A 15129-nucleotide genomic window follows, 5' to 3' on the forward strand; every position below is an offset into this window, starting at 1 on the left:
CCGTACATCTCGGAGAGCGCAGGGCGCTCTAGCCAGAGACAAGCCGCGGGGCTTTAGCCCCTGCGGTTCATGACCCCAACTGACTAAACACCGAGCCGCCTCCGGTCATGATCCAGAGCAGGTTGATCAGAATCCCAACCACGAGTGCAATCGCGACCATCAAGAGCAGGTACATGGTGCGTCGCCGCAGCATGCGTTTGAACTCACTCTGCAAGATCAGTTCGAGAGTGGCCTGCTGCGCGGCCAACACGGTCTCTATCGGGCTGCCCTCGCTCTCGGATTGGGCCAGGGCTTCAGCGACATCACTCAGTTCGCGGCATCCGCGTGGGCGCGCTGCCAGTGCCAGTGCAGCAAAGGGGCGCAAGCGGCGCTCCTGCCCCACCACTAATGCGGTGTGGACAAGATCGCGCATCGGGGCCAGCCGGGGCGAGCTCTGGCTCAGATAGCGCTGGAGGATCGCGCTGGGAGCCTCGAAGCTGCCCATCCCGACCCGAATAAACCCGATTAGGCCCGGCGTGATGCGGCGCAACGCTACCGCTTCGCGTTCGCGGCGCAGTTGTTCGCGGCGCGGCAGGATGATGCCTACGCCCAGGTAGGCGGCGATGGCGAGTGCGCCCAGCAGCACCCGTGGCCCCCCGCGCAGATCGGCGGCGATGATGCTAGTGACGAGCAGACCCGCTAGGGCTATCGCGGCGAGTTGCCCGGCCACCAGCCGCATGGTTGGGTTCAGGCGGGGCGATTCGCCAGCCACCGCAACCAAGGGTCGTGGGCGAATAACTAGCCCCAATCCCACCATCAGGCTCGCGCCAAGCGCGGCCAGGAAGTAGGCAAAACCGGGGGTTAGGAAGAGCGCTTCCATATTTGTTCCTCCTCGTTATTCCAGGGTAAGATCCACCTTCGGTGGGGGTTCGGGGGCGGCTGCGCCGCCCCCGAAGATCTTTTGTGTTGTTTTTTGGCGGCTTCGCCGCCAAAAAACAACACAAATTGGGGTCTGGGGCGCAGCCCCACATCCCCACCTAGTAATCCACATCATCGGCACGCGCCAGCACAAACCCACCGATGATCGGTAGCAGCAGCGCACTCACCACCAAGACGCCGACGATCAGCCCCAACGGGGTTTGGTAGGCAATCAGCACGCGCTCCCACTGGGTAAAGGTGAGGTAGATCGCCATCAAGATCCCGGCCAAGCCGACCGCAATCCCGCTGTAGCGCATCTGGGCCAGTTCGGTCGCTGCTTCCTCGCGGCGACGATCCGAATCCTGGATGGCGTTGTAGGCGGCTTCGCAGCGGCGCGCCAGGACATCCTGGGGTTGCGCCACCGCAACGCTCAGGTGGCTGAGCAGCGTCGCATGGCGCTGCGAGAGGGTCTGGAGGCCGAGCGCCACAACGACCTGCTGCGGGGTAGCAATGCCGCCGCTATTCAGATTGGCGCCCTGGCGGGTGAGCAGGTAGGCCCACTCATCACGCAGCGGGCTGCTGGGCATGTCACGCAGGATGCGCTCGATGGCGATGCGGAAGCCGCTACCACTCTTGAGCAGCGCACTCAGACGCCCCACCGCCGCTGTCAGGTCGCGGTCGAGCGCGTGGATGTAGCGGGCTTTGGCGTAGGCTAACCCAGCCCCCAGCAGCGCGGCGGTCGCGGGGAGGGCCAGCAGCAGCGCCAGCGGCAATGGCAGCACCAGCCCCAGGATGCCTGCCACCCCCAGCAGCGCGGCGCTCACCAGCAGCGCCACGCGCCCCGGATCGATCAGAGTGGGGAGCCAGAGCAGCGCGGGGTCTATCGTGGTAGAGCGGCCCACCATACGCGCCTGGATCTGGCGCAGTGCAGCCACGAGCTGCCCGCGCAGTACCACCAACACGAGCAACATGATCGCCAGGAGCAGGGCGGATGGTACCGCACTGATCAGCCAGGCGCTACCGGGGTGGGTGGTTGCGGTTTCAAGCATGGGCGGCCTCCGCATAGCTTACTAGCGCCGCATCCACCGGGATGAGCGCGTCAGCACTGATCTCACCCGCCGCACAGAGTTGGGCCAGCGCGGCGCGCCGGGCGCTCAGGACGCTCATGGCGGTGGTGGCGTTCAGGTTGCTGGCTTCGATCTGCGCAAGAAGATCCACGGCGTCACGAGCGCGACCCTGCACCACCGCATGGGTGGCGCGTTGCACCGCACTCAGCGCGGTCTGTTCGGCGGCCTCGGCGCGCTGAAGTTGCGCAAACAGCGCGGGCCAGCCGCCAGATGGGGTGTAGGCGGCGTAGAGCGCGAGGTTGTCGGCGGCCTCTTCATACGCGGCGCGGGCATCGGGCCAGCGGCGAGCGTGCAGGGCCGCCCGCGCCCGCTCGGCGATCTCGCGGGCGATGGTGGTGTAGCGGGCTGCCGTGGCCAGATCGATCTCTAAGGCGCGTTGTGCCGCAGCCGCGAGGCGCTCGTCGCGCCGTTCGGCCCAGGCACGCCGCAGGATAGCCAGAGCTTGTTCACTGCCCCCAGCGCGGATGGCGATCTCGGCACGTTTGAGCGCATCGGCAACCACCGCCCGTGACGAAGCCGCCACGCGCCCATGCTCGCGGCTCTGGAGCAGTTGCAAGCGGCGCAACAGGTGGCCCGGAGTCTGCTGTGGCCCCGCCCAAACCAGCCGGTCGCCGTCGGCGGAGGCGGCGCTCTGCCAGAAGATCCCGTTCTCGCCCACCTCAGCCCAGGCGAGGCGCAGCGTGCGCGGACGCAATCGGCCCTCTACCTCTTCAACGCCATTCAGCAGCACAACCTCGTTGATGTAGCGCTGCCCGCCCGCCTTCTCCAAGTGAATCAGCGCGTGGAAGTTGTCGCAGGCATCCTCCAATGCATGCTCGCGCCGCCCGGCATAGATGTAGGCTCCCGGCATGGCGGCACAATCGGCAAAACGCATGACGGCGCGCTCCGCCGAACGGGCGTGGATCGTCGTGATCACCGCGTGGCCACTCACCGCCACCGCCAAGATCGCCCCGGCCTCCTCGGCGCGGGTCTCACCGGGAGCCACCAGCGAGGGCGTCTGGCGCAGCACCTCGCGGGCGGCGCGCCCGAACGCCCCCGGCTCAAGCGCGGTCTGCACGAGTTCGCGAGTCCAAGCACGGTGGCGCACCGCAATCTCCTGGGTATTGTCCTCAATCGTGATCACATGCGGTTCACCCGGCCATGTGTTGATCAGCGCTTCAAGCAGCGCCGTCTTACCGCTGCCGGTTTCTCCGGCAATGATGAGCGAACAGCCCGCCCGCGCCAACAGACGCAACAAACCACCCACATTGGCATCACACGCACCCCGATTCAGGATCTCATCCAAGCCCCAGGCATGACGTCGGCCACGCCGAATACAGATCAGCGCACTCTCTTCGGGCGTACAGGGCGGAATACTCACATGCACCCGCGTACCATGCGCCAGCGGCAGCGTATCCTGCGGGCGCGCCCGACTGAGTGGCACATTCAGGCGCGCCGCCAGAATTAAGGCGCGGTCGAGCGCTTGGCGCGGGCTGGCGAAGCGCTCCGGCACCAGCGCAAAGTCGCTACCCTCCTCCTGCACCATGATCAGATCGCCAATGATCTTCACCTCCTGAATACGCTCGTCATCCAAATAGGGTTGGGCCGGCCCCCAGCCAAGCGCCTCTTGAAAGAGGTGCAGAAGTCCGGCCTCATCCTGGGGCAAGCCGCGCAGTGGCCCGTAGCCCTGCTCGATCTGGGTACCGATCAGCGCACGCAACACCCGCAACACCGCCGGGTCGCGTTCGCTGGCGGGCGAAACCGGATCGAGCAAGGCCGGGTCGAGGCGTTCCAAAAGCGCCTCGCGCACCGCCTGGAGGATGGTCGGGTCGCTGCTGGCGGGCGGGGTACGCGGTATGGGCGAACCCATCCGGTGCAGACCGCCATCTTCGAGCACGGTTAGGGAACGTGGGTGCATCGGGGTTGTCCTTTCCGGTATTAGAGACGCAATATTTTGCGTCTTTACGCCGCGAGACGCAATATTTTGCGTCTTTACGCCGCGAGACGCAATATTTTGCGTCTTTACGCCACGAGACGCAATATTTTGCGTCTTTACGCCACGAGACGCAAAATATTGCGTCTTTACGCCACGAGACGCAATATTTTGCGTCTTTACGCCACGAGACGCAATATTTTGCGTCTCTACGCTACGCCGCCACCGGGTTCAACGGGCGATCTCCTTTGACATTGGCCATCCAGCGTTGCCATGCATTGAGGCGCGGCATGGGCAGGCGCGTGCTCAGGCCCAAGCGCGTGCAGAGGGTGTCGGTGATCTGATGCGTGGCATGGCTGAAGGCGCTGTGCGGGCCAAGATCGAGCATCGAGACATAGCCGTCGTGTTCGTCGGCCATGCTGGCGAGGCGCGGCGAACGCGGCAGGGTGCCGAGCGCCTGTACCTGAGGGTAGCGGCGCGCAAAGAGGCTGGCAACTTCACTCACCCGACTCGTCACGCCGCGTTCTGGCTCCATAAAGAGCAACAGGCACTGATCGAGGCGATCCGGCGCATGTTCGCGGAAGTGATCGAGGAGATGGCCGACGCCCATGCGCTCACGCGCACCGGGCGGGGCGGGCAGAATCACCGTGCCGCCCTGTTGCAGCACGTGGGTCGCATAGGGGCGACGCAGATAATCCGGTGGGGTGTCAATCAACACCAGATCGTAGCCTTCGGCGCTGACGACCCCGTTGAAGAAGCCCTGCCAATCGGGGAGGCGCACATCATGTTCGGCACGCGCCACACTGTGCGAACCGATCAGAAAGTCAATTTGGCCCCAACCCGTCTCACCACCACGGGTCGAGTCGGGAGTGTAGATGAAGGGCCGGATATCGCCGGGGTTCCAGTGGGCGGGGCCACGCTGGATCAGGTGCAGGTACGAGGGGGCACTTGAGGGCACCCGAAACGCCGGAACCAGCCCCGGATTGGAGATGTCGCTATCCCACACCAAGACGCGCAACCCGCGTCGCCGCAGCCCCTCGGCCAACACACAGGTCGCAAAGGTCTTACCGATACCACCCTTGGCGGCCCCGACCGCCACCACCGGCAAGCGGCTACCCTGACTCTGAGCCGCGAGGCCCAATTGCTCACCCAGCCATGCCACGACCACCTCTGGATCGCCGCTACTCAACGTGGGCATTCCGCTACTCTGCGCATCATTCAGCGCACTACGCGCCGGGCCATAGAGGTTGAGCAAGACCCGCACGCCCATCTGCTGCGCCAACGCCGTCGTGCGCCACAGATCGGGCAGGGGCAAACTTCGGCTATCATCGAGATAGAGCGCGTCGGGTGGTTGTTCACTATGCAGCAGGCGTTGTACCTGATCCAGCCGCGACGGGGTGAGCAGGGCCAGATCACGCAGCGACTCGGCACGGACATGCAGCCCTTCAAGCGCACTGAAGATCACGAGTTCCATAGGTACTCCTTCTAAACGATGCCTATTTTTGTTGGTGTTTGGCAACAAATCCGCCAAACACCAACAAAATCTACAACCGCCCCAAGCCCCAGGCAGCGTTCACATTGCCCACCCGCATCAAGGCGCCACTCACCGCGTCATGCTGAAAGAGCGGGTTGGTGGGAAAGTGCTCGCCACTCTGCCCGTGGCTACCCTGACGCAGCACCTCATCAATCGCCAAGATCGTGCGCCGTCCATTCGCGGCCATCCCGATGTGTACCACGATCAGATTAACCATATCGGAACTGATCAGGCTGCGCACGATCTGGGCGGCTGCCTGCCCCGCCCCACTCGACTCGGACGCGAGGCCCAGCATGGCCATGCGTTCCAGATTGCGCAATGCCCCTTGCACATTCCCGGCGTGGATGGTGCCAATCCCAGGGTGGCCGGTTGCCGCCGCTTGCAGCATCGCCATCGCCTCGCCGCCGCGTACCTCGCCAACCACGATGTAGTGCGGTTTTTGGCGTAGGGCAAACGTGACCGCCTGACTGAAGGTGTGTTCTTCTTCCAACACTTCGATATGCACGCTATTCATGCTGCGCGGCAGTTCGCCACCATCCTCGATCAGCACCAGGCGTTTGCTGCGCCCAATCGCCTGGGTCAACGCGGCGGTGAGGGTGGTCTTACCGCTGCCGGTGCGCCCGGCAACCAGCACCGAGGCACCGCAGGCCAGGGCTTCCAGCAGCAGATCGGCGGCCTCACGACTCAGGGTACCGCCATGCACCATGTCGTCAATCGTCGGCCAACGCTCCGGCAACATACGAACAGAGAGCGAGATGCCATAGGGCGTGATCGGCGGGCGGGTGACAGCAAAGCGCATGCGATCCGCTACCCCCTGGGCCAACAAGCGCCCCGGTTCGGCGTTGTAGATGTGCGCAAGTTTGCCACTGCGCACCAACAGTTGGCGGCGCACCCATTCGATCCAGCCCGAATGCACATGCACCCCACTGTTCAGCATCGCCCCGTGTTGCACAATAAAGAAGGGATCGTGCGGTGGGCCATTAAACATGATGTCGGAGACCCCATGTTCTGGATCACGCCAGATCTCCAGCGGGCCGTACCAATCCAACGTGGCCCGCACATGTTCAGGCAGATCGTGGCCGATACCGAGCAGGTTGAAGGTCTCGGCTGGTGGCAGGTGCCAGTAATTGCGCATCCGTCCACTGCGCACCAGCATGCGCAGATCAGCGACCAGTGCCGGAACGTCAATCTCGGTCTGACACAGTTCAGCGGGAAGTTCGGTGTGCATGGATGTTCCTTGTTGGGTATCGGTAGGGGTTCCTACGCGGAGCCTTTTTTGACGCAAAGGCGCGAAGGCGCAAAGGGTGCGATTGAATACCAAGTTGAAAGCTCTGCGTCTTTGCGTCTTTGCGTCAACATCTGGCTTTTAGAAGAAGTGGAAACCGCTATTCTTTCGCTCTCCCCGGCACCTCGACACTGCTACCGGGAATACCCGCAGCCTCCAGATCGCCCAACGTCACTTGGCCAATATCGAGGCGATCCAATCCGGCGAGCGGAGTCGAGGTGGCCCCAAAGCGCTCGCCCCAGAGTTGTAGCCCCGCCGCCTGCAAGGCCCAGATAGTGTGGGATTGGTAGGGGGTCAGTTCCAAGTAGGCGATCTTGGCCGCATCATCCACATAGAGCACGCGCACCGAACTGAGCAGGCGGCACGCATAGGGGCGCACCATCCCCCCGCTGGGCGACGGCATGATCGAGGGCGCTCCATCGGCGGCGCGGCGCGCCTGATCGCACAGATCGGGTGCCCCGCTGGGATCGTTAAACCCGATGTTGACCCGGTCGCGGTAGGTGAGTGGCCCAATCGTGGTGGTCGCAAACGGCACCGGCACCATATCGGGGTTCAGTTGCTCGCCGTTGGGGTAGACCGGCTGGCTAGGCGGGGCAGCCATGAGCATCGAGGGCTGAAGGAGATCGTTGGTGCCCAGGTTGCGCGCCGCGTACTGCCCGACGACCGCCGCCGGGTTGCTCACGCCCACCAACTGGGCCGGGCGGTGCAGTGGCAACGCCACCGTCCCCAGATCCTCGGCGCTGATCTGCTGCCCATACGGCACATCGCGCACCAGAACGACCAGCGTCTCGCTCTTGCGACTCTCCAGAAAGCCGAGGATAGCCAGCGTGACCGCACCAATCAGGCCGACGACGATCAGGATGGCAGGCAGCGGGCTGTTCTTCTTGCGTGCCAGTGCCTGCGTGAGTGGAATAACCGGGGTTGCTGTGGACATAGGGTATTCCTTTGCTACAATCACGATCCACGAACCACATCGAGCGTATCGCCAGCATGAATCCAGGGGCGATAGTGGCCCCAACCAACAATCCCACGCATCAGTGGCTGCACCTCGGCACACAGCAAGGGGCTGCCCGCGCTCTGGGCTTGGCCGCTGTGGAAACTGCATGTGCCGCCGTTGGGCAGAACCGTCCAGCGTACCCGCGCCGCGATCTGATCAATCGGCTCGGCCAGCCCGCGCACCCCGCTCAGGTTGGTGCGCAGGAAGCGATCCGCCACCGCCAACACCTCCTGGCACGCCCCGCCCTCGGCCAACGTCACCGCCACACAATCACCCTCGGCACGTAGGCTCTGGTTGTTCGCTGCCAGCGCCGCATAGTCGAGGCTCTGCACCGCTGAGCGGGTTGCGTGTTGCAGCGCATCCTCGATCATCGCCACCTCCAGCCGTCGTTCAGCCACTTCCACCACCACCAACACAAAGACCACCAACACCGGCAGCATCAGCGCCACCAATATGAGCGATTGACCAGGGTGTTTCACTGGCTGTCTCTTTCTGCGGCGCGCGTCGCCACCGCCTGCACATGGAACTGCTCCAACAAGCCCGGCAGGGGCACCCACAACACCCCGCGATAATCCACCTGCACGGTGATCGGGTCGTAGCGCCGACACGGAGTGCGGCTACACTGCACCGTAATCTGGGCATTCTGGGTCTCGGTACCCACACCGGTGGCGATTACCTGCTCGGCTGCGCTGAGCGCCGCGTTACTCATTCCACCACTCAACGCCCCCTGATGCGCCGCGACCCGCGCCGCCTGGTTGATCGTGTAGTTGGCGAGAAGGATCTGGCCAACCCCAATCAGGCCCAGCAACAGCAACAACATGATCGGCAACACCAGCATGAACTCGATCAGTGCCTGACCGCGCCGCCGGGCGTGTGACACGCGCCGGGGTGGTAATGTTCGGTAACCCGAAAAGGTGCGGTAGTTCATAGGAGGTCTCCTTTATTACGGCGTTCCCGGCCCAACGACACTGCGCGGCACGAGCAGATTGATCGTGAAGGTACGATCCAACCGCTGGCGTTGCGGGTCGGGTACGGGGTAGACCGGGATCTCCGGCAGCGGGATACCGCCGATGCTGCCGGGGTAGGCGTTGACGATCCAAACCTCCACCTCCACCGCGATCTCCACCTGGACTGGCCGCAGCGGGTCGAGGGTGTAGAGGTAGACATCGGGGCGCATGGGCGGGGCGGGCGGCTGCGTCCAGTAGAGGTGGGCTTGGGTCGCCATTTCAGACTCGCGGACTGCCCGTGCAAGGTTGCTCAGATCCTGGCCACCCAGGTAGGCGTAACGGCAGCCGCCCAACAACTGCAACACACTACCCGGCATTGCCCCGGTACGGCACCCGGCAATCCCCCGGCTATCTGCCGCTGCGGGCGCGTGGGTCGTACCATTCACCCGCACCCCCTCCAGGCTCCAGCCCACCACCCGCGCCCGATATTCGTAGGGGAAGGGCAGCGGCTGTGTCGGGAACGTAAGATCCATCAGGCGCGGGGTCATGTCCAACACCTCGCCCGACGGCCACGCAATCGTGTCGCCATCAGAGACATACACCCCGTTTTGCGCGTCTCCATCCTCACTCTGGGGATCAAGATCGGAGTGAATAGCCAGCCGCATATCGCTGGCACTCTGGCCGATGGTGGTAGGCGGTAGCACCACATCCGTCACCAGATCTGCCCGATTATCACGCGGATCATCGCCGGGGGTGGTGGTGCTGATGCTGGCGCTAAAGGCCAGCGTCGCGCCCGCCGGCACCGCCGTCTGCACCACAATCTGGATCTGCCCATTGGCGTTCGCGGCCAACGTCCCCAGATCCCAGCGCAACGTCTGGCCACTCACGCTACTCGGTGGCAGGTCGGCCTGCACAAACGTGACATCCGGCGGCAGAATCGCCTCCAACACCACATCCTGCGCCGCCCGCGTGCGGGCCGGGTTGGCGCGGTACTGGTTGCCATACTCCAACGTATACCAGAAGACACTCCCCTGGCCGACGATGCTCCCCGGCCCGCTGGCGTTCACAAAGACGTTCGGGCGGATCACCTCGACCTGAGCATGCGCGACGTTATCGGCCAGATCAGCGGGGTGCTCCGGGGTATCACTCGATATCGTCGCCGTCATGGCCAGCGCGTCAGCGCCGAAGGTGGGTGGCAGCGCCAGGGGGATACTCGCGGTACCACTGGCCCCCGGCGCAAGATCGCCGAGCAGCGCGGTGAGCGTGCGCGTCGCCGCCTCAAAACTCCACCCAGCCGGCAACACCCCCAGCGCAACCCCGTTGGGCACGGGCAGGCTGATCTGCGCATTACGGGCCACACCATCGCCACGGTTGGCGTAGTTCACCACCACCGCACCGCTCGTCCCCACCGCAAAGGGTGCCGGGCTGATCGCCAACTCCACCACGAGGTTGGGGGACTGCACCGTTGTCGTACTACTCGCCGAGTTATCCGCCGGATCATCGCCGCTCGTGCTGGTCTGGATCGTCGCCGTATTGACGAGGCTGCCCGCCGCGTCAAAATCGGCCAGCGCACTGAACTGAATCGTTCCGCCGCTGCCCTTGGGCACACTCAGCACAATGCAGGTGATCGTGCGGCTCGCGGCGTCATAGGTGCAGGCTGCACCCGGATTCTGGAGCCATGCCGTTAGGCGAACCCCTTCAGGCAGAACATCCTGCACGAGCACATCGGTGGCATCCACACTCCCCAGGTTGGCATAGTCAATCTGGTAGGTGAAGGCTTCGCCCAGCAACACCGTCGCCGGAGCGCTCTTGGTGATCTGGAGTTCGGGGCGCACCAGCATGCCACTACTACTGCTGCTGTTATTCTCCGGTGGATCACTGATCTCCGAGGTACTGATACTCGCCTGGTTGATCACCGGCTGGTTGGTGGCAGCCCCCATACCCACCGGGGCGTCAACATCGAGCATGATCTGGCCCGCGAAGCTCGGCGCGAGGGTGCCGAGATCCCAGGTGAGCCGCTGGCCATCCACGGAAGACGGGGCCGGATCGGCGCTCACGAAGGTCATGCCGGGCGGTAGATCATCAACCAGGCGCACATCGGGGGCCACCAACGACCCAGCATTGCCGTAGGTGAGCGTGTAGTGCAGCCGCCCGCCCAGCAGGGCTTCGGCTGGCCCATTCTTCTGCACCCACACATCAGCAAACCCAGCCAAGCCCAAATCAATACTGCGATTCTCATTGCTAGGCGGCAGACTCCCCACACTGATCAGCGCACTCGTCAGATTCGTACTCGCGTCCACATCACTATCACGAGCATCATCAGCGCCACGATCACGCAATGTCGCCTGCACATTCGGAGGAAGTGGCCCAAAACGCACCCGGTAACGGCCAGGCGGAAGCTGGGAGAAGTGATACAGCCCGTGGGCATCCGTCAGCGTCTGTTGGGGGTAACTTCCCGGCAACAACGCCGCATTGGTCGGGTCGGGCAGCAACGTGACGGGAATAGCGGCACGCCCCACCTCGCCGCTATCTTGAATGCCATTGATGTTGGTATCCGTCCAGACCCAATCCCCGATCTGGCCAGATGGCTCCACGCGAGTCAGCCCCAGATCAACCGTGCGCAGATCGCTACGATGCACCGGCATCGGCAGCGCGATCCCCGTCACGCCACCACCCACCGCACTGTAGGCTGGGGCGGCAATCTCGATCACCCCAAAGACATCACTCGCATCACTATCGGCTGCATCATTCGCGCCCTGATTGGGTTTGGTGAGATACCATCCAGCGGCAGCCAAACTCGTGCGGCTACTGGCTCCAATCCGAATACTGAGCGGCGTATTGGGCGGCACAGCGAAGAGGTAGCGCCCCTGCGCATCGGTCGTCAGCGTCGCAAGTGGCGCATCGGTAGCGTTGGGCAGGCGGGTCAATTCGAGCGTGATCCCCGGCAGTGCCGGTTCGCCCGCATTCTGCACCCCATCGGCATTGGTGTCCTGCCACAGCCGCCCGCCGATCAGTGCGTAGGTACACAGCGTCTCCACATCACCGAGGTTCGATGCTTTGCCCCCAGCGGGAGTAAAGTGCTGGTGGATCACCTGCTGATTTATGAACGCTCCACCTGTACTAGCATATGTACGCAGCCCCGATTGAAACGAACCAGTTAGTGAGGTTGCGACAATCTGCTCAGTCAGGGCATTTGGCGCAGTGCCAGAAAGATTGAGGGTCACTGCCCCCATAAAGTTCTCGATATGCGCATTGCCCCCATCCAGAATGGTATTGTCATCAAAGAAATCGCCATACGCCGCCGCCCCCTGAAGCACCCATGTCGTCCCGGAACGCTGGTACGTGAGGATATCCCCTTGGGTTATGACTGATGCCTGCCCCGCTGGTGGGGCACGGTGAAAGAACTGGTCGCCGCTACGATCCCGGTAGGCCACAAAGATCATCTGCCCATCGCGGGAGACACGAATATCACTCAGGATCGGTTCAGCAAAGCGCACATAGCGCACCCCAGCGACCATACCCACCGAAATTTCGGCAACCGAACGCGGAACCCACGGATTCCAACTCCCCGTTTGTGGCGGGTCATTCGCGAGAAACCCTGATCCCCAATGCCGTCCCTGGATCGGGGTAGCGCGGAGATTCTGGCTAATCAAGACACTCCACGCCCCATTGCCAGCATTACTCGCCGCCAGAACGTAACCCATCGGGGTCGGCCATGGATTATCCCAGTTCCCACCCGCAACCCGGGTAGCCGCGTCCACCACCCCCACCAGCAGAGTCGGAGCCGTCCCCAGCGGTGCGCTCGGATCAGGTGGCATAAAGCCCAACCCAAAGGGACGGAGATCATTACGAACCGCCGCACTATTGCTGATCAGCCCCCAATTGATCCCTAACGGTGGCTGCGCGGTGAGAGTACCATCCGCATTGAGGCTGTAACGGTTGATGTGACGTGCCCCTAGATTCATCACATAGAGCGTGCGTCCATCGGGCGCAATCTCCAGATCACCCAGACCAATCGTAGCGACCTGATCGGCCATGTTGAGGTCTACCCCATCGGCAACCGGGCGATTCTCCGCACCCACCCCCGGCACCGTCAACACATGCCGCCACGACCCATCGGCAAAGCGGTACTCATAGATCGCGCCGAGGCCAGCACTGCCCAGGCCGACACTGCGCTTGAGATAGGCGGCCACAAAGAGACGCCGCACCCCACTCACACTCCCGTCATCATAGGCGAGGCCATAGGTAGCACCCATGCCCCCTTGAAGACGCCGGTTCTCCCCCGCAACCGCACTCGCACCAATCGGAGCCAGAGTCGTCTGGCCGCCATTAGCAACCAGGAGCAGTGCCGGGTCGCTCACAACCGCACGCGGGTTCGTACCAACCAGCGTATTAGGCAGCGTCGTCACCGCCACCGCCGGAGGCGCAGTGACGCAAGGTACCGCCGTTGCAAAGCCCACACCAGCAACCACCTGAGCATGGGTCGTGGGCACCAGCGGGATGAGCACGAATCCCAAGAGGATAAGCAGCAGCATAAAATGGCGGTAGCGAACACGCATAGATCCTCCATATCCATGTGGGTAGGGTAGAGACGCAATATATTGCGTCTCTACCCTACCGCACCATGGCATTCGCAAGCAGCCGCCCCGTAACCACCGCCGGGCCAGTAGATCGTCCCTGCCACACCTCAACCCACGCAGCCGTATCAGCCGCCTCGCGGGCCGGATCAGCGCGCAGCGGGTGGTTATGGGCAATCATGCGCCAAGCAATCTCCGCAATCAGCGCCGAATCGTCTACCTCATAGCCCTGCGTCCGTGCCTGCGTCGCCAGCGCCAACCCCGTCTGCCACGCTGCTTCCAATGCGGCGTTCTCCGCCTCGATGCTCTCCGGCGACGCGCCATCCAGGCGCGCCGCTTGCTCGGCTACCGCCCGCCAACGCTCTTGGGGGTTCGCCCACGCCACCAACAGCGCCGGATCAGCCGGAGCAGGGGGAATTACCACCGCTTCTTCAGTCAGATCGGTTGGCAGTGTAGCCAAGCGTGGATCGGAAGGCTCAAGCGCCGATGGTGTGCCGCATGCACTCAGCAATAGCACGAGTAGGAGTACGAACCAGCGCGAGTAAGCCATAATGAACCTCTTTAGGTACGATGATCGGTAGAGACGGCCCGGTGGGCCGTCTCTACGCACACGGCGGCCCACCGGGCCGTCTCTACGCACACGGCGGCCGCTGCACTTCCTCCATCTTGGCCGGTGGCGGTGGCGGCGGCGGCAATGGGCAGTCGTAGTCTACGCCACGCTCACGCAACGTATCGAACGAGGAAGATAGCATCGTCGGCCCCCACAAACGCTCCAGATCCTCCAGACTGACCGACGATAAGGTGGGGCGGTACGTGATCATGACCTCGCTCATACGGCACTCCTCTCTGAATCTAACGATATGCTTAGGATTGACGATTTGCGCTACTAGACCGCTTGGCACTGGGGAATAGTTCGCAAAGCGCAAGGGCTATCGGTAGGATGTGCGCAGAACCAAAGGTACTAGGGGCATGGGGGAGATTTGGCGTTCTAGTCAAGCGTAACTTTTGGATAGCCTACGGCGGTATACCTCTCCATAGTGGTATTGCATGCTACAATAAAGACTCTATCCACAAAGGGAGGCTCTCTATACCTATGCACAGCGATGACACCCCACTGATCGAAGCACGCGGTATCAGTAAGTATTTTGGCGCTGTGACCGCACTTGAGGGGGTGGATTTGCGACTCTTTCCGGGTGAGGTGTTAGGCGTGGTGGGCGATAATGGCGCGGGCAAAAGTACCTTGATGAAGGTGCTCTCAGGGATGCACGCCCCCAGTCGCGGCCAGATCCTCGTCAGTGGTAAGCCAGTGCAGTTCCGTAGCCCCCGCGATGCGCGCGCCCTTGGGATCGAGATGGTCTACCAGGATCTTGCCCTCGCCGGAAATATGCGGATTGACGAGAATATCTTTCTTGGCCGCGAACAGACCCATCGCCTCTTCGGTCTCTTTCCGATCATTGATCATAAGGCCAGCGCCCAGCAGGCTCAGACCCACCTCGATAACCTCAAAATCCATGTCAAGAGTGTCGCCCAACGGGTCGAAGATCTCTCCGGTGGTCAGCGCCAAGCCGTTGCCATCGCCCGTGCTACCGCGTTCCATGCCCGCGTGGTGATCATGGACGAACCAACTGCGGCCTTGGCGATCAAAGAGGTTCGTAAGGTGCTTGATCTGATTAAAGACCTTAAGAAACTTGGTATAGGAGTTATTCTGATCAGCCACCGTATGGACGACATCTTCTATGCCTGTGATCGCGTGATGGCACTCTTCCACGGGCACAATTTTGCCGAATCCACCCTGATCGAGACGGATCGCAACGAAGTAATCGGCTGGATCATGGGTAATCGTAAAGCGTAAT

12 protein-coding genes are annotated in these 15129 nt (G+C 62.9%); 1 reads left to right on the forward strand and 11 read right to left on the reverse strand.

Going from position 1 to position 15129, the window contains the following annotated elements; all coding sequences use genetic code 11:
• Positions 1 to 67: 67 nt before the first annotated feature.
• The 11 genes from EKD03_RS15170 to EKD03_RS15220 form a co-directional block, all read right to left on the reverse strand.
• Positions 68 to 859: a hypothetical protein gene (locus EKD03_RS15170; RefSeq protein WP_129632683.1), complete on the reverse strand. Its 792-nt coding sequence runs from the start codon at positions 857 to 859 to the stop codon at positions 68 to 70.
• 157 nt (positions 860 to 1016) lie between these two features.
• Positions 1017 to 1946: a type II secretion system F family protein gene (locus EKD03_RS15175; RefSeq protein WP_129632686.1), complete on the reverse strand. Its 930-nt coding sequence runs from the start codon at positions 1944 to 1946 to the stop codon at positions 1017 to 1019.
• Entirely contained in the window at positions 1939 to 3921 is a 1983-nt protein-coding gene (locus EKD03_RS15180; protein ID WP_129632689.1) for an ATPase, T2SS/T4P/T4SS family, read from the reverse strand. The genes EKD03_RS15175 and EKD03_RS15180 overlap by 8 nt, the downstream gene beginning before the upstream one ends.
• 229 nt (positions 3922 to 4150) lie before the next feature.
• A complete protein-coding gene (locus EKD03_RS15185) occupies positions 4151 to 5410 on the reverse strand; it encodes a ParA family protein (protein ID WP_129632691.1) in 1260 nt (419 codons plus the stop codon).
• 70 nt (positions 5411 to 5480) lie between these two features.
• Complete coding sequence (locus EKD03_RS15190; protein ID WP_129632694.1) at positions 5481 to 6698, reverse strand: ATPase, T2SS/T4P/T4SS family; 1218 nt, start codon at positions 6696 to 6698, stop codon at positions 5481 to 5483.
• Positions 6699 to 6855: 157 nt separating this feature from the next.
• Positions 6856 to 7689 (reverse strand): SAF domain-containing protein, encoded by an 834-nt coding sequence (locus tag EKD03_RS15195; RefSeq protein ID WP_129632697.1) that lies wholly within the window; start codon positions 7687 to 7689, stop codon positions 6856 to 6858.
• A gap of 20 nt (positions 7690 to 7709) precedes the next feature.
• Complete coding sequence (locus tag EKD03_RS15200; RefSeq protein WP_238613544.1) at positions 7710 to 8231, reverse strand: hypothetical protein; 522 nt, start codon at positions 8229 to 8231, stop codon at positions 7710 to 7712.
• Positions 8228 to 8680, reverse strand: coding sequence for a TadE/TadG family type IV pilus assembly protein (locus tag EKD03_RS15205; RefSeq protein WP_129632699.1), 453 nt, complete (start codon positions 8678 to 8680; stop codon positions 8228 to 8230). The genes EKD03_RS15200 and EKD03_RS15205 overlap by 4 nt, the downstream gene beginning before the upstream one ends.
• Before the next feature lie 15 nt (positions 8681 to 8695).
• On the reverse strand, positions 8696 to 13258 hold the full coding sequence (locus tag EKD03_RS15210; RefSeq protein ID WP_161569281.1) for an SdrD B-like domain-containing protein: 4563 nt from the start codon (positions 13256 to 13258) through the stop codon (positions 8696 to 8698).
• Positions 13259 to 13313: 55 nt separating this feature from the next.
• Complete coding sequence (locus tag EKD03_RS15215; protein WP_129632705.1) at positions 13314 to 13826, reverse strand: hypothetical protein; 513 nt, start codon at positions 13824 to 13826, stop codon at positions 13314 to 13316.
• Between the two features lie 82 nt (positions 13827 to 13908).
• The gene (locus EKD03_RS15220; protein ID WP_129632708.1) at positions 13909 to 14109 is read right to left on the reverse strand and encodes a hypothetical protein; all 201 of its coding nucleotides are present in this window, start codon (positions 14107 to 14109) and stop codon (positions 13909 to 13911) included.
• A 260-nt stretch (positions 14110 to 14369) separates the two neighbouring features.
• On the opposite strand from EKD03_RS15220, the gene EKD03_RS15225 reads away from it, so the two are divergent.
• Entirely contained in the window at positions 14370 to 15128 is a 759-nt protein-coding gene (locus tag EKD03_RS15225; RefSeq protein WP_129632711.1) for an ATP-binding cassette domain-containing protein, read from the forward strand.
• The last annotated feature ends 1 nt before the right edge of the window (position 15129 follow it).

This window comes from Candidatus Oscillochloris fontis, from assembly GCF_004138135.1.
GTDB classification, from domain to species: Bacteria; Chloroflexota; Chloroflexia; order Chloroflexales; family Chloroflexaceae; genus Oscillochloris; species Oscillochloris fontis.